Consider the following 19022-nt stretch of genomic DNA (forward strand, 5'->3'; position numbering starts at 1 on the left):
AAGTGAAACGCCGTAGCGCCGATGGTAGTGTGGGGCCTCCCCATGCGAGAGTAGGGAACTGCCAGGCATCAAATTGCGATAACCCCGACCTCACGGTCGGGGTTTTTTGCGTTTGTGGGCCGGAAACTCTCTGCGTGACCGCTCCCTGCGTCCGTGCTGCACGCTGTGGAATGCACCCGTTTCCGTACCCGTAAAACGCGCGTCCGCCTTCTCTTTCAGCCCCGCCACGGCACCCGGGCTCTTTGCCGGACGTTAATAATGCGGCTGTGGCCGCCGACCTTATTTTAAAACGGTCAGAAAAGCGGCCGCCGCCGGCCCTCTGCGGCGCGATCCCGTCCCCACGTCTATTCAGCCCCGGCTCAGCGCCAAACTGAACAGTAAAAAACCCCGGTAAAATACCAGGGCTTCGGTCTTCGCATCAGATTTGCACGGCTAAGCCGGTCGTTGTCAGTATCGGTTTTAATGAATAACCTGCGAAAGAAAAGCCCGGGTTCGCTCCGATTTTGGTGCGGAGAAGAACTCCTGCGGCGGTGCCTGCTCAACGATTTCCCCACGATCCATAAAGATCACCCGATCCGCCACGGTGCGGGCAAAGCCCATCTCATGCGTCACGCAGAGCATGGTCATGCCGTCTTCCGCCAGACCAATCATGGTATCCAGCACTTCTTTTACCATTTCGGGATCCAGCGCGGAAGTCGGCTCATCAAACAACATGATTTTGGGCTTCATGCAAAGCGAACGGGCAATAGCCACACGCTGCTGCTGACCACCAGAAAGCTGGCCGGGAAACTTGTGCGCATGTTCCGCAATGCGTACGCGCTCCAGATAGTGCATCGCCAGCGCTTCAGCCTCTTTCTTTGGCGTTTTGCGTACCCAAATCGGCGCCAGCGTGCAGTTTTGCAGCACGCTCAGGTGCGGAAAAAGGTTAAAATGTTGAAACACCATGCCGACTTCCGTTCGCACACGCTCAATATTGCGTAAATCATCGTTCAGGTGGATGCCATCCACAACAATACGACCCTGCTGATGCTCTTCCAGATGATTGATACAGCGAATAGTGGTGGATTTGCCGGAGCCGGAAGGGCCGCAAAGAACGATGCGTTCGCGTGCTTTTACCTGCAAATTAATGTCTTTCAGCACATGAAACTGCCCATACCATTTGTTAACTTTTTCCAGCGTAATCATCATCGCTTCATCCGATTGAATCAAAGAATTAGTCATTGTAAGCCTCAGTGCGGCGTGCGCCCGGTGTGAAAACGCCTTTCCAGATACTGGCTGTAGCGCGACATGCTAAAACAGAAAATCCAGTAAACCAGCGCGGCAAAAACGTACCCTTCGGTGGACATACCAAGCCAGGCGGGATCGACCGTAGCCTGCTGGACGCTGCTGAAGAGATCGAAAAGCCCGATGATAATCACCAGGCTGGTATCTTTAAAAAGCGCGATAATCGTATTGACGAGGCCGGGAATGACCATTTTTAGCGCCTGGGGCAGGATAACCAGCCCCTGCGTTTTCCAGTAGCCCAGCGCCAGCGACTCGGCGGCTTCATACTGTCCTTTCGGCAGCGCCTGTAAACCGCCGCGTACCACTTCTGCTACATAAGCCGACTGGAAAAGGATCACGCCTACCAACGCCCGGATTAGTTTATCGATGCTGCTGCCTTCCGCCATAAACAGCGGCAGCATTACCGAGGACATAAACAGCACCGTGATCAGGGGAACGCCTCGCCAGAACTCGATAAAGATAATCGACAGAGAGCGCACTACGGGCATCGTGGAGCGGCGTCCCAGCGCAAGCAGGATACCGAGCGGCAGTGCGCCAGCGATACCCACGGAGGCGATAATCAGCGTCAGCGTGAGTCCGCCCCACTGGCGCGTTTCAACGCGTTCAAGCCCAAAGAAGCCGCCATAAAGCAGAACCCATACCACCACAGGATAAACAATTGCCCATACGGCGATATAACTTCCCCGGCGCGGGAGCGACTTAATAAACATCGGGATGATGCTGAGCAGGCCGATAACCAGGGCCAGATTAATGCGCCAGCGCAGCTCATGAGGATAAAGACCATACATAAACTGGCCAAAGCGGGCATGGATAAACACCCAGCAGGCGCCATCTTTGGTACAGTCCGCGCGGGTAGTGCCGATCCAGTTAGCCTGAAAAATCAGCCAGTTCAGCGCTGGCGGTATCACACTCCAGATCACCCACAGGCAGAACAGCGTCAGCAGCGAATTGCCCCAGCTTGAGAACAGATTTTTTCTGGCCCATTTCACGGCTCGCGTAAAAGAACTTACCGGCACAGGCTGCGTATCATGCGTGGCTAAAGTCATAGTTATTCCGTTCTCTTAACGCTCAATCAGCCGTATTTTGCGGTTATAGATATTCATCAACAGCGAAATCAACAGGCTGATAATCAGGTAAACGCCCATAGTGATCGCGATGGTTTCAATGGCCTGTCCCGTCTGGTTCAGCACCGTGCCGGCAAACAGCGACACCATATCGGGATAGCCGATTGCCGCCGCCAGCGAGGAGTTCTTAACAATGTTCAGATACTGGCTGGTCAACGGCGGGATAATGACGCGCATCGCCTGAGGAATAATAACCTGACGTAGCGTGACCGGATTCGGCAGACCAAGCGAGCGAGCTGCTTCACTTTGCCCGTGCGGTACGGACTGGATCCCGGCACGGATCACCTCAGCAATAAAAGAAGAGGTATAGATAGACAGCGCCAGCGTCAGCGCCGCAAGCTCCGGGATCAGCACAAAACCGCCGCGGAAATTGAAGCCGCGCAGCAGCGGTACATCCCAGTGCATCGGCACGCCAAAAGCCAGATGAGCGAGCAAAGGGAAAACAATGAACATAGCCAGTATGGCAGGCCAGCTACGTCTCAGCTGGCCCGTTTTCAACTGATAGCTACGGTTATAACGAAACAGCGCAACGCTGCATGCCGCAGCAAGCAGCAGGGAGAGAAGAAAAGGCCATGTGCCAGGGGCGTATGCCGGCCAGGGAATGTAAAGGCCGCGATTACTGATGAAGGCCAGATCGAAGGCGTTCATCGCCTGGCGTGGGCCCGGCAGATTGCGCAGCACGGCAAAGTACCAGAAGAAGATTTGCAGCAGCGGCGGAATATTGCGGAAGATTTCGATATAGATGGTTGAAAGCTTGCGCAGCAGCCAGTTATCCGACAGGCGGGCAAGGCCAATGAAAAAGCCCAGCAAAGAGGCGAATACAATACAGAGCGCGGAGACCAGCAGCGTATTGGTCAGGCCGACCAAAAAGACGCGGGCATAGGTATCGGCTTCGCTGTAATCGATAAGATGCTGAACGATGCCGAAGCCCGCACTGCGCTCCAGGAAGCCAAAGCCGGAGGTGATGCCGCGGTTGGCCAGGTTAATCACCGTATTGTGGATAAGATAGCCAGCTACGGCCAGCACCAGCACCACGGCGATAATCTGGTACAGCCAGGCGCGCACCGCAGGATTGCTAAAGGAGATATCCCTTTTTACGGACGGGCGTTGAGACATGTTGAAACCTCAGTCACGAAAATTCTGACGAAGGCGCCGATTGGCGCCCTGTTGCAGCGGGAATTAACGTACCGGTGGCGCGTACTGAATGCCGCCTTTGTTCCACAGCGCATTCTGACCACGTGCGATTTTCAGCTGGCTGTCTTTACCGACGTTACGATCGAATACTTCCTGATAGTTGCCTACCTGTTTAATGATATTGAAAGCCCATTTGTTATTCAGCTTGAGATCCTTGCCGAAATCGCCTTCTGAACCCAGCAGGTGCGCCATATCCGGCGTGGAAGGCTTAGCGGCCATCTGGTCAACGTTCGTTGAGGTGATGCCCATCTCTTCCGCGTTCAGCATCGCAAACAGCGACCACTTAACGATGGTGTACCAGTCATCATCGCCACGGCGAACCACCGGCCCTAAAGGCTCTTTTGAGATCACTTCCGGCAGCACGATAAATTCGTCCGGCTTGCCTAACTTGATGCGCAGGGCATACAGCTGCGACTGGTCAGAGGCCAGCGTATCGCAGCGGCCGGTATCCAGTGCTTTTGCCGATTCGTCAGAGCGATCGAAGGTCACAGGCGTGTACTGCATTTTGTTGGCTTTGAAATAGTCGGCGACGTTCAGTTCGGTATCCGTTCCCGCCTGGATACAAACCGTGGCGCCATCCAGCTCTTTCGCGCTTTTAAGGCCCGCTTTCTGGTGAGTCAAAAAACCAATACCGTCATAGTAATTTACGCCGGCAAAAATAAAGCCCATACCGCCATCGCGCGAGGAGGTCCAGGTAGTATTGCGGGAAAGGATATCGACTTCGCCGGATTGCAGAGCGGTAAAGCGCTCTTTAGCCGTTAACGGGGTGTATTTTACTTTTGTCGCATCGCCAAACACGGCCGCCGCTGCGGCACGGCAAACATCCACATCGATACCGCTAAATTTACCGCTGGCATCCGCAAACGAGAAGCCAGGCAGGCCGTCACTGATCCCGCACTGCACAAACCCTTTCTTTTTAATCGCATCCAGCGTAGCACCGGCATGGGCCTGATTAGCGACTGCAAACAGCGCTGCAGCGGCCACCAAAGTGGAGAGCATCATTTTTTTCATAAAGCATCCTGTGTGGCGTAAGCGTTTTGTTATGTTTTAGTGCACGCTGCGGTGCACTTTTCCTGTCTGTGGCAAGAGCCATCCACGACACTGCAAAGGCAATGCCAGATTTGCAGCATCCTGAATTTCATGGAAAGGTTTGTTAATAATCGGAAGCGTATAGAAAGTTTGCCTAATATTGCGCACCAAACAGAGGCAAAAGCCGCGCGGCTGGTCACAAATGGTGCGAAATGTTTCTTAAAATTTACGCGGTGTGAGCAAAAGCGCGATTATTGTTGCGCCAAGCAGCAAGCAGCAAGGAGCAAGGAGCAAGGAACAAGGAACAAGGAGTAAGGAGCAAGCAGCAAGCAGCAAAGAGCAAAGAGCAAGCAGGAAGGACAAGCCAGAAGCAGGAAGCGGCAAGTTGGTAGCTGCAGGGGAAGGCAGAAGGCAGAAGCAGGCAGAAGAGAGGCAGAAGGCAGAAGACGCAAGCAAAAGAGAGGCAAAAAAACCAGCCGCTGCGGGCTGGTTCATAAACGTTAAGACGCCTCAGTAAAGTGGCTGTGCGCCATCAGGACGCGTTTTAAAGCGGCGGTGCAGCCACATATACTGCTCGGGCGCACGCATGATCTCCGTCTCAATCACCTTATTCATATAGGCAGCAGCCTGCTGCTCATCGGCAATGGGGTAATCTTTCAGTTCAGGTTGGATCACCAGTTCATAACCGCTGCCGTCGTCATTACGGATCAGCACAACGGTGATCATGGCTGGCTTAGCCATGCGGGCCAGCATCCAGGTGCCGCTGGTGGTAGCCGCCTGCGGTACGGCAAACAGCGGCGCGAACACGCTGCCCTTCGGGCCGTAGTCCTGATCGGGCGCAAACCAAACGGCTTCACCCTGTTTCAACGCCTGCACCATGCCACGCAGATCGCGGCGGTTAATCATCGCCTTATTGGAACGCATCCGTCCTTTGGTCTGTACCCATTCCATCAGCTTGTTGTTATGCGGGCGATACATCGCCATCATCGGCTGACACAGGCCCATGGCCCTGCCGCCCAGCTCCAGCGACATAAAATGCACGCCGATAATCAGCGCGCCGCGGCCTTCTTGTTGTGCCGCCTGTAAATTGTGAAGGCCGTTAACGGTAAACCAGCGCTTCACCCGGCGATCGGACCAGAACCAGGCCATACCGGTTTCCAGCAGGCCCATTCCCAGCGATTCAAAATTGCGTACGATACGCTGCTCGATTTGCGCTTCCGGCATATCCGGGAAGCAGAGCTCAAGGTTACGACGGGTAATGCGGATACGGCGCTTTAAAAACCGCATTGAAGTACGGCCCATCCAGGTTCCCAGCTTTTGCAGAAGCGGAAACGGCAGCTGAACCAGTAAAAACAGCAGTCCCAGACCAGCCCAGGTGATCCAGTAACGAGGGTGCATCAGGCTGCGGGTAAAGCGGGGGGATACCTTCATATATCTCTCTTTATGCGTGCATGGAAGATGTAGCGCATAAAGACGTTAATCCGTAGCGGTACAGGGTATAGGACAACGAGATTGGCAGGAAGTTGAGGTAAATGTCTGTTATTTACACAATCAAGACAATTTTGTCTGAACGGCGGCCATTAAAAAAGGCGCTAACAGTACGTAGCGCCTCCGTCACAATGAACCGAAACTTAGTTCATGCCGTATTTTTTCAGTTTCTTACGCAGCGTACCGCGGTTGATACCCATCATCAGGGCTGCACGGGTCTGGTTGCCACGGGTATATTGCATCACCATGTCCAACAGTGGCTGTTCCACTTCAGCCAAAACCAGCTCATACAGGTCATTAACATCCTGACCATTCAGTTGAGCAAAATAGTTCTTCAGTGCCTGTTTGACCGAGTCACGCAGAGGCTTTTGAGTCACCTGATCCTGGGAGTTAACGGTTGAAACGGTCAGTACGTCAGAATTTACGCGTTGTTCGAACATAGTTCTGTCAGCTCTTTATTTCTATTATGCAAGTTTTTCGAAGTATGCCTCCAACGCCTCCAGCTGTTCGCTGGCATCCTCAATGGCGTTGAATGTGCGCCGAAACTGGTCGTTTGGGGCGTGCTCCTGGAGATACCAGGAGACGTGCTTCCGGGCAATACGGTATCCTTTGCGGTGACCATAAAAGTCGTGCAGTTCCCGTAGGTGCCCAATGAGCAAGCGCTTTACTTCAGCCAGTGGCATTGGTGCCAGCAGCTCCCCAGTGTCCAGATAATGCTGGATTTCCCGGAAGATCCACGGTCTTCCCTGAGCCGCGCGTCCTATCATCAGGGCATCTGCCCCCGTATAGTCAAGCACGGCTCTGGCTTTATGCGGGTCAGTAATGTCTCCGTTCGCGATTACGGGGATAGAGACACTCTGCTTAACTGTCCGAATGCTGTCATATTCAGCTTCGCCGTTGAACAAACACGCGCGTGTGCGTCCGTGAATGGTCAGGGCCTGAATGCCACAACGTTCAGCCAATTGGGCAATCTCAACACAATTGCGGTTGTCCACGTCCCAGCCGGTGCGAATCTTTAGCGTAACGGGCACATCCACCGCATTGACCACCGCTGAAAGGATAGACCTTACCAGCTCTGGATGCTGCAGCAGGGCAGAGCCCGCCATTTTCCGATTCACCTTTTTAGCCGGACAGCCCATGTTGATATCGATAACCTGCGCGCCCGATAAAGCGTTAATGCGCGCGGCTTCAGCCATCTCATCAGGATCACAACCGGCAATCTGCACGGTACGAATACCGGGCTCATCACTGTGTACCATACGCAGTCGGGATTTGTCGCTGGCCCAGACTTCCGGGTTTGACGACAGCATCTCCGATACGGTCATACCAGCGCCCATTGCGTAACAAAGCGTCCGGAAAGGCCTGTCGGTAATTCCGGCCATTGGTGCTGCAATCAGGCGATTGCGAAGCTGGTGGTTTCCTATGCGCATGAAAAAAAAGTGACCATAGTGTGTTCGCAAGGCGGCGTATATTACGCATTTTTTTAAGAAGATGAAAGGCCAAACTTTGAACAATTCCCCCTTCAAACCGGCATTGTCGGCCTGCGGAGACGGTGAGACGAATAAATATCCTTATTTAACAATAGATTGAATTTTAACGATTAAATGATGAACAAATATTTTTCTTTTTTTGTGAGGCAGTTAACACTATAAATTGCGGCGCTTCAGGCACTAAGCGCGACAAGCGCCGCCATACGCCTGCAAAAAAAGGCGAAATAGCGTACTGCTATTCGGCAATTATTCGACCGTGCAGAGGCTGCAAGGGGCGATTATTAGCATGTTTAAGCGCGTGCTCAAAAACCGCCAGCTGGGCCGGAGAGAGCGTAACGGGCTGCTTCAGAATCAGCCAGCGCACGCCTTCCGTGCAGGGCGGCGTAGTCAGCGAACCGCTAAAGCGGTAGTAGTGTTTCCCGGCGGGAAAAAGCGTGGCGAGATCCATGCTTTGCTTCATGGTTTCAACCTGGTTTTGCTGTGCGGGCAGGGACGCGAGCAGCGGCTTAAGCGCGCTGTTTTCAGCGCCGGTTTCAAACATAACGGCCAGCACGGCCAGCTCGCCTTGCTTGTTGGCATGAACAAAATGCGCTTCAAGCGGAAAGCTTTTGCCGAAAAGGTGATTTTCGCTGGGCGCGTGAAAATGGAACTGTTTAAGCACGAATGCGTCATTATCAAGCTGAAAATCGTCGCTGTCCTTCACCGTAACCTGGATAGTGTGGCCATTGTTAACAATGGTTTTGGTATCGGTATGAAAGTTTATGCCCAGCGGCGGCAGCTTGCCGTCAATAACCCGGGTAATATCGACGGGGGACTGATACTGGCCGGTTTTACAGGTTTGAAACTCATCACCCAGCTCGGCCCAGTGTTCAGGCGAGCCCTGGCCTTCATAAGACCAGTGAATAGCCGGTTCAGCCATGACGGGCAAAGCGGCAAGGCAGGAGAACAGCAGAGCATATCTTCTCATCTTCATTATCCCTTGAAGTAGCCGGCACAGGCCGGCGCGATTAAATAACCCTGCTGATAATAAGCCTATGGTAGAGGAAATCTATCTGAATCCGTCCCTGGAAACCGATAGTTTAGCGACGCACGCCGGTAATGCGGCACCACTCTTCTTTTTCCGCCACCGGATCGAGCACGAACTTATCCGCATAGGCTTCGCACACGCCGTCCGCCTGGCTCGCCAGCACGCCGGAAAGACCCAGATGACCGCCGGAAACCGGCAGCACGCTGATAAGCGGCGCCAGCTCACGCAGCGGGCCGGCAAGGATATTAGCGACCACGACATCTGCGCTGAGGTTCTCTGGCTGCTCGTGAGGCAGGTAAAGCGACAGACGTTCCGACACGCCGTTGCGCTCGGCATTGTCACGGCTGGCCTGGATCGCCTGCGGATCGATGTCGATACCAATAGCCTGTGCCGCACCCAGCTTCAGCGCCGCGATAGCGAGAATGCCGGAGCCGCAGCCAAAATCGATCACGGTTTTACCGGCCAGATCCAGGCCGTCCAGCCAGCTCAGGCACATCGCCGTCGTGGGATGGGTGCCGGTGCCAAACGCCAGGCCGGGATCCAGCATCACGTTGACCGCATTCGGATCCGGCACGTCGCGCCAGCTTGGGCAAATCCACAGGCGCTGACCAAAACGCATCGGATGGAAGTTTTCCATCCATTCCCGCTCCCAGTCCTTGTCTTCTATCTGCTCAATTTTGTGGTGGAAGCCGACGCCCAGCAGCGGATGCTGTTCCAGACTGGCAATCACGTCCTGCATGTCGGTTTCGGCATCAAACAGGCCGATCGCATCGGTATCGCCCCACAGGCGCGTTTCGCCAGGCAGCGGTTCAAACACCGGATTGTCGTGCGTATCCTGAAACGTGACCGAGACAGCCCCGTTCTCGATCAGCGCGTCGCCCAGCTCTTCAGCCTGGTCGCCGGTGGTGTTGATTTTCATTTGTATCCAGGGCATTGCGATTCTCTTTAGTCAAACAAATAAAGGCTAAGGCCGGACAGGGCGGCCAAAACGGTTGCCGATTACGAAGGCAATCAGGCTCAGCAGTAGCGAAGGCACAATCGGGTGAAACCCCCACGGCTGCAGTGAAAAGCTGGCCAGCAGGGTATAGCAGCCCGCGCCGCCGATCATGCTGCTGAGTGCGCCGGCAGCATTGGCTTTCTCCCAGTATAACCCCAGCACCAGCGGCCACAGAAATACCGCTTCCAGACCGCCGAAAGCCAGCAGGTTAAGCCAGATCAGCATATCGGGCGGATTCCAGGCCGCCACCAGCAGCAGCAGGCCCAGCACCAGCGTGACCGTCGCGGAGATCTTTCTGAGCAGCGGCTCGTTATCCAACTGCTGCGGGCGCACGCGCAAAAAGAGATCCTTGACGATCGTGGCGGAAGACTGCAACAGCTGCGCGTTGATCGTCGACATAATGGCGGCCATCGGCGCGGCCAGGAAGATCCCGGCGGCCAGCGGCGGCAAAACGTGGATCATCAACGTCGGGATCACCAGATCCGGCACGGTCAGGCCCGGCATCACGGCGCGACCCAGCGCGCCAGCCAGATGCATGCCGAACATCAGTACGGTCACGACTACGGTGCCCAGCAGGATGCCGCGATGCACGGCCTTGCTGTCTTTATACGAGATACAACGTACGGCGGTATGCGGCAGGCCGATCACGCCAAAACAGACCAGCACCGAGAAAGAGGCCAGAAAGGTCGGGCTGAGGATATTATCCACGCCGCCTGGCGAAATCAGCTGCGGATCGATCTGCTGCAGCTTCTGTACCGCGCTGTGCATCCCGCCTGCGCTATGGATCACCGCAAACAGCAGGATAAAGGTGCCAAGCAGCATAACCACGCCCTGTAAGGCATCGTTCAGCACGCTGGCGCGGAAGCCGCCGAAAGCGGTATAGAGCGCAATAGCGCCGCCGAAAATCAGCAGGCCGCTGCTGTAAGGAATGCCCGCTGCGGTTTCCAGCAGCCGCGCGCCGCCGATAAACTGCACGGTCATCGCGCCAATAAAGGCGATCAGCAGGCTGAGGCTGGCAAACCAGACCAGCAGCGGGCTGCGATAGCGGGCGTAGAGCATATCGTTAAGCGTCAGCGCGTTATAGCGCCGGGCCAGAATAGCGAACTTCTTGCCTAAAACGCCCAGCGACAGCCAGACGGCGGGCACCTGCACCATCGACAGTAGCACCCAGCCCAGCCCATATTTATAGGCGGCGCCAGGCCCGCCGATAAAGGAACTCGCGCTGATATAGGTGGTAGTCAGCGTCATCGCCAGCACAAACCCGCCCATCGAGCGGCTGCCGAGAAAATATTCGGTAAGAAAGTTGCCTTCGCGCCGTTTACGCATCGCGTAGACGGAAAGCGCCGCCACCAGCAGCAGATAGGCGATAAGGGGCAGAACGATCCCGGCCTTCACGGCGTATCCTCCAGCGAAATATCACGAAAGATCCGTTTGATCATCAGCCAGCAGAAAAAGATAAACAGCAGCGGCACCAGCAGACAGGCCATTTCGAACCAGTGGGGCAGGCCGGTGATGCCCGGCTGATTGCCGCCAAAAGCGGCCGTCAGCGACCAGGCGGCCACATAGGCGACCGCCAGCCAGAACGACCAGCGCGCCTCGCGATGCGCCTGCACAAAGCGTTTTTCCATTTTTCCTCCCGTAACAGGCAAAGAAAAAGGCCGGTCAGACCGGCCTTCCTTTATTACCTCTGGCGGATCAGGTTTCCTGAATGCCGAGTTTTTTCTCCAGATAGTGGATGTTGGTGCCACCGATCTGGAAGTTTTCGTCGCTCATGATCTTCATCTGCAGCTCGACGTTAGTCTTGATGCCGTCGATGATCAGTTCCGCCAGTGCGTTCTTCATACGGGCAATAGCCACGTCACGCGTCTCACCGTAGGTGATCAGCTTGCCGATCATGGAGTCATAGTACGGCGGTACGGTATAGCCCGCGTAAATATGAGACTCCCAACGCACGCCGAAGCCGCCAGGGGCATGGAAGCGCGTGATTTTACCCGGGCTTGGCAGGAAGGTGTTCGGATCTTCCGCGTTGATACGGCACTCGACCGCATGGCCGCGAACCACTACGTCTTCCTGTTTGATCGACAGCGGCTGACCGGCAGCGATACGCAGCTGCTCTTTGATCAGATCGACGCCGGTGATCATCTCGGTAACCGGATGCTCAACCTGGATACGGGTGTTCATCTCAATGAAGTAGAACTCGCCGTTCTCGAACAGGAACTCAAAGGTGCCCGCGCCACGGTAGCCGATATCGATACAGGCTTTCGCACAGCGATCGCCGATAAAGCGGCGCTGTTCTTCCGTGATGCCCGGCGCTGGCGCCTCTTCCACCACTTTCTGGTGGCGACGCTGCATGGAGCAGTCGCGCTCGGCCAGATAGATGGCGTGGCCCTGGCCGTCAGCCAGTACCTGAATTTCGATATGGCGCGGGTTCTCGAGGAATTTCTCCATGTAAACCATGTCGTTGTTGAAAGCCGCTTTGGCTTCCGCCTTCGTCATGTTGATGGATTGCTCAAGATCCTTGTCGTGGCGCACAACGCGCATCCCACGACCGCCGCCGCCGCCGGAAGCCTTAACGATAACCGGATAACCGATACGTTGAGCGATGGCGCGGTTTTTTTCCATATCGTCGCCCAGCGAGCCGTCAGAACCTGGTACGGTTGGCACGCCGGTTTTTTTCATCGCGGTGATGGCGGAAACTTTATCGCCCATCAGACGGATGGTGTCGGCTTTAGGGCCGATAAAGATAAAGCCGGAGCGCTCCACCTGTTCGGCAAAATCGGCGTTCTCAGAGAGGAAGCCGTAGCCTGGGTGGATAGCCACCGCGCCGGTGATCTCTGCGGCAGAGATCAGCGCCGGGATGTTCAGATAGCTTTTAACAGATGGCGCAGGCCCGATACAAACGGTCTCATCGGCCAGCAGCACGTGTTTCAGATCGCGGTCGGCGCTTGAATGCACGGCCACGGTCTTGATGCCCAGTTCTTTACAGGCGCGCAGAATACGCAGCGCGATTTCACCACGGTTAGCAATTACAATTTTTTCCAGCATGGTTCGCCTCGTTATTCGATGACTACCAGCGGCTCGTCAAATTCTACTGGCTGACCGCTTTCGACCAGGATCGCTTTTACCACGCCGGACTTATCGGCTTCGATCTGGTTCATCATTTTCATCGCTTCAACGATGCACAGGGTGTCGCCAGCGTTAACTTTCTGGCCGACTTCGACAAAGGCTTTCGCGTCCGGGCTTGGCGTGCGGTAGAAAGTACCGACCATTGGTGAACGTACGATGTGGCCACTGATCTCGGCAGCGGCAGGCGCTTCCATCGCTGGCGTGGTGGCTGGTGCCACGGCGGTTGCCAGCGCTGGCTGCGGCTGCATTGGGGCAGCCCAGGCCTGCTGCATCATTGGGTAGCCTGAATTGGCCGGGGAACGACTGATGCGAACGGACTCTTCACCTTCAGAAATTTCCAGTTCAGCAATGCCTGATTCTTCAACCAGTTCGATCAGTTTTTTAATCTTACGAATATCCATTAGTGTGGTTCCGTACTCTGTTTAATTAGATTGTGACAGGCGTTTAACCGCCGTCTGTAAAGCCCAGGAATAACCGTCGACGCCAAGTCCACAAATTACGCCAGCAGCAATATCAGAAAGATAAGAATGATGGCGGAAAGGCTCGCGGGCATGCACATTGGACAGGTGCACTTCAATAAACGGGATGCTGACTGCAAGCAGGGCATCACGAAGCGCCACGCTGGTATGCGTATAGGCCGCCGGGTTAATGACGATATAATCGACATTGCCTCTCGCCTCATGAATGCGGTCAATTAACGCGTGTTCCGCGTTAGACTGCAGATGACTCAGCTTCACATTGAGCGCGTCAGCCTGCGCAGTTAGCCCGCTGACGAGATCGGGAAGGGTCGTGCTGCCGTACTTCTCCGGCTCGCGAGTGCCAAGGAGGTTCAGGTTGGGACCATTCAAAAGCAGTATGTGAAACTTTTCAGCCATCTTGCTGCTATCTCCTGCGATAATTGAGGCATCGCACAAAATACAATGCGAAAAGCCATTTGTCACCTTTCACGGTGAAATTTGGCCCCTGCACGGGTTTAAAACCGGGCATTATAACGATTTCAACGCAATTCGCAGCTAAATACTGGTCGTATCAGCGAAGATAATCCACCGGACGCCTAAGAAAGCATCCGGTTATGCGCGGCGGCGCACGTTTTATCGCAGCCACTGACGGAATTTCTTATAGCGCCACAGCAGCAGGATCAGGGCCAGAGACGCGTAGATCCAGGGCTGGGGCGAGAACGTTTTAACCGACCACAGATAGTGGACAGGTGCCAGGATCAGGACGAGATAAATGGCGTTGTGCAGCTTTTGCCAGTTTTTGCCCAATTTTCGCTGCGCCTTCTGAAAAGAGGTCAGCGACAGCAGCAGCAGGATAAACCAGCTGATAATCCCCAGCGTCAGGTAGGGACGCGAGATCAGCTCCGAACCCAGCAGGCTGAGGTTAGCGATACCCAGCTCGAGCAGCGAATAGCTGACCAGATGCAGCGTGGCCCAGGCAAAACACCACAGTCCCAGCAGGCGACGGACGCGGATAAGCAGCGGCTGCCTGCCGTAGCGCGCCAGCGGCGTGACCAGCAGCGTGCCGAGCAGGAACTTCAGGGCCATCCGGCCGGTAAAATGCTGGATATCCTTTGCCGGATCGGCGCTCAGCCAGCCCTGGTTAATGGACAGGATCAGCCAGAGAAAAGGTAAAAAACCGGCCAGATGCAGCAGTACTTTCAGGCCGGTGATCTGCTTGCCCGTCAGACGCACTAGAAGTTCTCCCGCAGATCTAATCCCTTATAGAGGGAAGCCACCTGGTCGGCATAGCCGTTAAACAGCAGCGTGGGCTGACGCTTGACGTCCAGAATGCCGCCGGAGCCGATAAAACGCTCCGTAGCCTGCGACCAGCGCGGATGATCGACATGCGGATTCACATTGCCGTAGAAGCCATACTCGTTCGAGGCCAGCAGGTTCCAGGTAGTCGGCGGCTGCGCCTTGACCAGGGTAATTTTCACGATGGACTTGATGCCCTTAAACCCGTATTTCCACGGCACGGTCAGGCGGATCGGCGCACCGTTTTGCGGCGGCAGCGCTTTGCCGTAAACGCCGGTGGTTAACATGGTCAGCGGATGCATCGCTTCATCCAGCCGCAGCCCTTCCACATAGGGATAATCGATGCCGCCGCCGACAAAGCGATCGCGCTGGCCCGGCATCTCTTCCGGCGCGTAAATCGTTTGAAAGGCGACATAGCGCGCATTGCTGGTCGGCTCTGCGGCTTTTAACAGCTTGCCCAGCTCGAACCCAATCCAGGGCACCACCATCGACCAGGCCTCTACGCAGCGCATCCGATAAATACGCTGCTCTAACGGAAACCGCTTAAAGATATCGTCCATATCCAGCGTCATCGGCTTCATTACTTCGCCGCCGATCTCGATTTTCCAGTCGGCGGTTTTCAACGAGCCGGCGTTGGCCGCCGGATCCGCTTTATCCAGGCCGAATTCATAAAAGTTGTTGTAGCCCGTTACCTTATCTTCCGGCGTCAACGCTAAGTCGGCCTGATACTGTGCGGGCTTGCTGAAGTCGAGCGGTTTACCGGCCGGCGCTTTCTGGGTCTCTTTGCCTTTTCCCTGTAGCCAGGAAAGCACGTCGGCGCGGGCCGTCGGCACCGACAGCGCGGCGGCGCTAATCCCCAGCGCTTTCATTACCTGGCGACGCCGGGCGTTGAAAATGCTTTCCGGGGTAACATCGTTTTCAGTGAGTTTATCAACGGGCTTCATGGCTGTGTCTCCAGAGACGGTCACTTTTTAGCATGACCAAAAAAAGCGAATTCAGCGAATAAAAAAGCGGCTGGCGCGCAGAATATCAGCTCCGTAAAACCGTTAAGAGAGCAGGAAGTGTAATCAGTTATGTGAATGTTGAAGAAAGGTAAATATAAGGCGGGTTCGCTACGCCGGGCGGCAAGCGGCGCGCGATAAAAACCACCTGGCGGGATCGGCACGCCAGGTGATATAACGCGCTAGCGAATTTTTACCAGCGTCCGGCCGGTAATCTCGTTATTAAGCAGTTTGGCCGCGCTGGCAGCGGCATCGGCCAGCGCAATTTCCGTTGTCGCCTGCTGATAAAACGCGTCTGGCAGCGTTTTAACCAGCCTTTTCCAGGCCGTAAGGCGACGCTCTGCGGGTGCCGTAACGGAATCAACGCCCTGAAGGCGCACGTTGCGCAGAATAAAAGGCATTACGGTGGTTGGCAATGCAAATCCGGCCGCCAGGCCGCAGGCCGCCACCACGCCGCCGTAGTTCATCTGCGCCAGCACGCTCGCCAGCACCTTATCACCAGCGGTATCCACCGCGCCGGCCCAGCGCTGTTTTTCCAGCGGTCGGCTGTCGGCGCTGAAAGCCTCGCGCGGCAGGATCTCGCTGGCGCCCAGCTGGTGAAGATAGTCATGGGTGGAGGGTCTGCCGCTTACCGCTGTCACCCGATAGCCGAGCGAGCTGAGCAGGGAAACCGCCGTGCTGCCCACGCCGCCGCTGGCGCCGGTCACTATCACCTCGCCGCTGTCAGGCCGCACGCCGCCTTCCTCCAGCGCCATGACGCACAGCATAGCGGTCAGGCCGGCCGTGCCGATAATCATCGCCCGACGGCCATCAAGCCCTTCCGGCATCGGCGTCAGCCAGTCGCCTTTTACCCTGGCCTGTTCCGCCAGGCCGCCCCAGTGATTTTCCCCTACGCCCCAGCCGGTCAGCAGCACCTGTTGTCCGGTATGAAAGCGCGGATCTTCGCTATGGCGCACCTGGCCTGCAAAATCGATGCCGGGCACCATCGGAAACTGCCGAATGATTTTCCCTTTGCCGGTAATCGCCAGCGCATCTTTGTAGTTCAGGCCTGACCAGCTGACATCTACCGTCACCTCGCCCGGCGGCAGGGCGTCCGGGCTGAGCTGTTTTACCGTGGCCAGGGTTTTGCCTTCGGACTGTTCGAGAACCAGTGCGTGCATGAGAATCTCCTGAAAATGGAACGGAAAGGTATAATAAAAGTCTGACCTCACTATACTCCCGGCAATCAGTAAAATTTTGTTTAAGATGCATAAAAGCATGAGGAAGGTCTCTGCAAAGCCATTCGCCGTTACTGCTTTTTGCTACGGCGTCTCTTTCACGGTAGCCAAAGAGCACAAGGATGCGATTAACCACCAAACTCTCCGCAATGATTACCTTTGTCAGCGCACTGGTCATGCTTGTCATGCTGGTGGGCGGCGTAATGAGCTTTTATTACCTTAGCGATTTGCGCGCTGAGCATCGTCTGCAGACGATGGCGGACGACATCGACAGGGCACTCGACCATCAATCTCCTGACCAGATAGCCCCGGGGCTGTCGCAGGTGATGGGGCCTTTACAGGTTGTTCGCATCACTTTCATGGTAAATAATCAGCCCGTTAAAACCCTTTCCCGCCATCAGGATGCGCTGATGGAAGATGAGCCTAACCGCTATCGCGACAGCGTTATCCCTCTGAGCAAACATGCCCGGTACGTGCTGCATATCGTCTGGATAGACAGCGCGAAAACCTGGCTGATGTCCTTTATTGGCGCGTCCATCTTAAGCCTGCTGGTGCTGGCGATCGGTATCCTGCTGCTGATCCTGTTTTTCTCGCATCGCTGGCTGTACCGACAGCTTGAAGGCATGGAGCGGCTGGAAAATCGCGCGGCAAAAGTGCTGAGGGGCGAAAGAGAAACCGTGCGCCCGGGTTCCGTGCTGGAGTGGCCGCCCAAGGCCAGCAGCGCGCTGGATCTGCTGCTCGGCGATTTGCAGGAAGCCTCCGAGCGCCGCAATCGCGTTGATACGCTGATCCGGGCTTTCGCCGCGCAGGATCCCATGACCGGCCTGCATAACCGCCTTTTCTTCGACAACCAGCTGGCCACGCTGCTGGAAGATAGCGAAACCGCCGGCGCGCACGGCATGGTAATGATGATCCGCCTGCCGGATCTCGACACGCTGCGTGACAACTGGGGCCATGCGCCCGTGCAGGATTACCTTTTCGGCCTGGTGAACCTGCTGTCTACCTTCGTGATGCGCTATCCGGGTGCGCTGCTGGCACGCTATTTCCGCAGTGATTTCGCCGTTCTGCTGCCGCATCGCAGCCTGAAGGATGCCGACAGCATCGCCTCCCAGCTGATCAAAGCCGTGGACGCGCTGCCGCCCACGCGCATGCTGGATCGGGAAGATATGATCCATATCGGCATCAGCGCCTGGCAAAGCGGGCAAACCACGCAGCAGGTCATGGAAAACGTCGAGCTGGCCACGCGGCACGCGGCGCTGCTGGGCGGCAATAACTGGTCGGTCAGCGAAAAACCGGCGCCGGAGCTGAGCCGCGGCAGCGTCAAGTGGCGCACGCTGCTGGAAAATACCCTCAGTCGCGGCGGGCCGCGTTTGTATCAGAAACCGGCGGTAACGCGGGAAGGGCGGCTGCACCATCGCGAAATCATGCCGAGGATCTTTGACGGCAAAACCGAGCTGGCGGCGGCTGAATATCTGCCGCTGGTGCAGCAGCTGGGCATGGCCGAAGGTTATGACCGAATTTTAATAAGCCGCATCCTGAGCTTTATCCAGGCCTGGCCGGAGGAAACGCTGGCGATACCGCTGACGATCGATGCGCTCCTGCAGCGTCCTTTCCAGATTTGGCTGCGCGATATGCTGCTGCAATACACTAAATCACAAAGAAACCGTATTTTATTTGAACTTGCGGAAGCGGATGTAGGTCAACATCTCTGCCGCTTGCACGGCGCCTTTCATTTACTGAAAGGTTTTGGCTGCCGTATTGCCATTATCCAGGCGGGGTTAACGCTGGTCAGCACGGTCTACATCAAGGTGGTGTCGCCGGAACTGATCAAGCTGCATCCCGGTCTGGTGCGCAATATTGACCGTCGCAAGGAGAATCAGCTGTTTGTGCAGAGTTTGCTCGAAAGCTGCAAGGGTACGTCAACGCAGGTTTTCGCCGCAGGCGTAAAAACCCGAAGTGAATGGCAAACCTTAACGGAGTCAGGGATAAACGGCGGCCAGGGCGATTTTTTTGCTCCTTCGCAGCTGCTGACAGGCGATATGAAAAAATATTCGCAAAGATATCGAGTTTAGTCTGCCGTTAAGCCGGATTTCACGTAGAATAGCCGCGCAGCTGTGGTGCCGGCTACGTTTGACGGGCGGTAAAGCAGTGCCTAAATATGTAAAAATTCATGTACGTTATGTCCGTAAAACGGCCTTAAAACAGGGGCGATGCGCCTGAACTCAGGCATTCTGCTCGCGTAGTTTTTTGGGTTGTGACTCAGGCGAGAGATAGCGTGATTTTTCACCGAA

Annotated in this window: 18 protein-coding genes; 1 reads left to right on the top strand and 17 read right to left on the bottom strand. The window is 55.6% G+C overall.

Annotated elements, in window-relative coordinates; translation table 11 throughout:
- Window positions 1-459 precede the first annotated feature (459 nt).
- The 17 genes from AB3U87_RS14380 to acuI all read right to left on the bottom strand — a co-directional run bounded on the left by AB3U87_RS14380 (window position 460) and on the right by acuI (window position 16674).
- Entirely contained in the window at window positions 460-1221 is a 762-nt protein-coding gene (locus AB3U87_RS14380) for an amino acid ABC transporter ATP-binding protein (protein ID WP_301250750.1), read from the bottom strand.
- Between the two features lie 8 nt (window positions 1222-1229).
- Window positions 1230-2330: an amino acid ABC transporter permease gene (locus AB3U87_RS14385; protein ID WP_253457773.1), complete on the bottom strand. Its 1101-nt coding sequence runs from the start codon at window positions 2328-2330 to the stop codon at window positions 1230-1232.
- A 15-nt stretch (window positions 2331-2345) separates the two neighbouring features.
- The gene (locus tag AB3U87_RS14390) at window positions 2346-3524 is read right to left on the bottom strand and encodes an amino acid ABC transporter permease (RefSeq protein WP_253457775.1); all 1179 of its coding nucleotides are present in this window, start codon (window positions 3522-3524) and stop codon (window positions 2346-2348) included.
- 63 nt (window positions 3525-3587) lie between these two features.
- Window positions 3588-4613, bottom strand: coding sequence for an amino acid ABC transporter substrate-binding protein (locus AB3U87_RS14395; RefSeq protein WP_125287040.1), 1026 nt, complete (start codon window positions 4611-4613; stop codon window positions 3588-3590).
- A 528-nt stretch (window positions 4614-5141) separates the two neighbouring features.
- The gene (gene lpxP, locus AB3U87_RS14400; RefSeq protein WP_253457781.1) at window positions 5142-6062 is read right to left on the bottom strand and encodes a kdo(2)-lipid IV(A) palmitoleoyltransferase; all 921 of its coding nucleotides are present in this window, start codon (window positions 6060-6062) and stop codon (window positions 5142-5144) included.
- Window positions 6063-6262: 200 nt separating this feature from the next.
- Window positions 6263-6559, bottom strand: a complete 297-nt coding sequence (gene fis / locus AB3U87_RS14405) for a DNA-binding transcriptional regulator Fis (protein ID WP_000462905.1) — start codon at window positions 6557-6559, stop codon at window positions 6263-6265.
- 24 nt (window positions 6560-6583) lie between these two features.
- On the bottom strand, window positions 6584-7549 hold the full coding sequence (gene dusB, locus AB3U87_RS14410) for a tRNA dihydrouridine synthase DusB (RefSeq protein WP_125287483.1): 966 nt from the start codon (window positions 7547-7549) through the stop codon (window positions 6584-6586).
- A gap of 295 nt (window positions 7550-7844) precedes the next feature.
- Window positions 7845-8576, bottom strand: a complete 732-nt coding sequence (locus AB3U87_RS14415; protein WP_367317853.1) for a carbonic anhydrase — start codon at window positions 8574-8576, stop codon at window positions 7845-7847.
- Window positions 8577-8688: 112 nt separating this feature from the next.
- Entirely contained in the window at window positions 8689-9570 is an 882-nt protein-coding gene (gene prmA / locus AB3U87_RS14420; protein ID WP_253457787.1) for a 50S ribosomal protein L11 methyltransferase, read from the bottom strand.
- Between the two features lie 30 nt (window positions 9571-9600).
- On the bottom strand, window positions 9601-11028 hold the full coding sequence (gene panF / locus AB3U87_RS14425) for a sodium/pantothenate symporter (RefSeq protein ID WP_301250742.1): 1428 nt from the start codon (window positions 11026-11028) through the stop codon (window positions 9601-9603).
- Window positions 11025-11261, bottom strand: coding sequence for a YhdT family protein (locus AB3U87_RS14430; protein WP_125287046.1), 237 nt, complete (start codon window positions 11259-11261; stop codon window positions 11025-11027). Before AB3U87_RS14430 ends, panF begins: the two co-directional genes overlap by 4 nt.
- Window positions 11262-11328: 67 nt before the next feature.
- Window positions 11329-12678: an acetyl-CoA carboxylase biotin carboxylase subunit gene (gene accC / locus AB3U87_RS14435; protein ID WP_253457793.1), complete on the bottom strand. Its 1350-nt coding sequence runs from the start codon at window positions 12676-12678 to the stop codon at window positions 11329-11331.
- Between the two features lie 11 nt (window positions 12679-12689).
- Complete coding sequence (gene accB, locus AB3U87_RS14440) at window positions 12690-13160, bottom strand: acetyl-CoA carboxylase biotin carboxyl carrier protein (protein WP_125287048.1); 471 nt, start codon at window positions 13158-13160, stop codon at window positions 12690-12692.
- A 21-nt stretch (window positions 13161-13181) separates the two neighbouring features.
- Complete coding sequence (gene aroQ, locus AB3U87_RS14445; RefSeq protein ID WP_199746318.1) at window positions 13182-13634, bottom strand: type II 3-dehydroquinate dehydratase; 453 nt, start codon at window positions 13632-13634, stop codon at window positions 13182-13184.
- A 216-nt stretch (window positions 13635-13850) separates the two neighbouring features.
- Window positions 13851-14450, bottom strand: coding sequence for a protein-methionine-sulfoxide reductase heme-binding subunit MsrQ (msrQ, locus tag AB3U87_RS14450; protein ID WP_253457796.1), 600 nt, complete (start codon window positions 14448-14450; stop codon window positions 13851-13853).
- Window positions 14450-15457: a protein-methionine-sulfoxide reductase catalytic subunit MsrP gene (msrP, locus tag AB3U87_RS14455; protein ID WP_394149487.1), complete on the bottom strand. Its 1008-nt coding sequence runs from the start codon at window positions 15455-15457 to the stop codon at window positions 14450-14452. Before msrP ends, msrQ begins: the two co-directional genes overlap by 1 nt.
- A 239-nt stretch (window positions 15458-15696) precedes the next feature.
- Window positions 15697-16674, bottom strand: coding sequence for an acrylyl-CoA reductase (NADPH) (gene acuI / locus AB3U87_RS14460; RefSeq protein WP_394149489.1), 978 nt, complete (start codon window positions 16672-16674; stop codon window positions 15697-15699).
- Window positions 16675-16853: 179 nt separating this feature from the next.
- Between acuI and csrD the strand changes: the two genes are divergently transcribed.
- On the top strand, window positions 16854-18803 hold the full coding sequence (gene csrD / locus AB3U87_RS14465; protein ID WP_394149491.1) for an RNase E specificity factor CsrD: 1950 nt from the start codon (window positions 16854-16856) through the stop codon (window positions 18801-18803).
- Window positions 18804-19022: the final 219 nt, after the last annotated feature.

Source organism: Erwinia plantamica (genome assembly GCF_043420595.1).
GTDB classification, from domain to species: domain Bacteria; phylum Pseudomonadota; class Gammaproteobacteria; order Enterobacterales; family Enterobacteriaceae; genus Erwinia; species Erwinia aeris.

Coding starts and splice junctions, on each gene's coding strand:
- AB3U87_RS14380 (WP_301250750.1), bottom strand. CDS start 1,221: ATGACTAATTCTTTGATTCAATCGGATGAAGCGATGATGATTACGCTG.
- AB3U87_RS14385 (WP_253457773.1), bottom strand. CDS start 2,330: ATGACTTTAGCCACGCATGATACGCAGCCTGTGCCGGTAAGTTCTTTT.
- AB3U87_RS14390 (WP_253457775.1), bottom strand. CDS start 3,524: ATGTCTCAACGCCCGTCCGTAAAAAGGGATATCTCCTTTAGCAATCCT.
- AB3U87_RS14395 (WP_125287040.1), bottom strand. CDS start 4,613: ATGAAAAAAATGATGCTCTCCACTTTGGTGGCCGCTGCAGCGCTGTTT.
- lpxP (WP_253457781.1), bottom strand. CDS start 6,062: ATGAAGGTATCCCCCCGCTTTACCCGCAGCCTGATGCACCCTCGTTAC.
- fis (WP_000462905.1), bottom strand. CDS start 6,559: ATGTTCGAACAACGCGTAAATTCTGACGTACTGACCGTTTCAACCGTT.
- dusB (WP_125287483.1), bottom strand. CDS start 7,549: ATGCGCATAGGAAACCACCAGCTTCGCAATCGCCTGATTGCAGCACCA.
- AB3U87_RS14415 (WP_367317853.1), bottom strand. CDS start 8,576: ATGAGAAGATATGCTCTGCTGTTCTCCTGCCTTGCCGCTTTGCCCGTC.
- prmA (WP_253457787.1), bottom strand. CDS start 9,570: ATGCCCTGGATACAAATGAAAATCAACACCACCGGCGACCAGGCTGAA.
- AB3U87_RS14430 (WP_125287046.1), bottom strand. CDS start 11,261: ATGGAAAAACGCTTTGTGCAGGCGCATCGCGAGGCGCGCTGGTCGTTC.
- accC (WP_253457793.1), bottom strand. CDS start 12,678: ATGCTGGAAAAAATTGTAATTGCTAACCGTGGTGAAATCGCGCTGCGT.
- accB (WP_125287048.1), bottom strand. CDS start 13,160: ATGGATATTCGTAAGATTAAAAAACTGATCGAACTGGTTGAAGAATCA.
- aroQ (WP_199746318.1), bottom strand. CDS start 13,634: ATGGCTGAAAAGTTTCACATACTGCTTTTGAATGGTCCCAACCTGAAC.
- msrP (WP_394149487.1), bottom strand. CDS start 15,457: ATGAAGCCCGTTGATAAACTCACTGAAAACGATGTTACCCCGGAAAGC.
- acuI (WP_394149489.1), bottom strand. CDS start 16,674: ATGCACGCACTGGTTCTCGAACAGTCCGAAGGCAAAACCCTGGCCACG.
- csrD (WP_394149491.1), top strand. CDS start 16,854: ATGCGATTAACCACCAAACTCTCCGCAATGATTACCTTTGTCAGCGCA.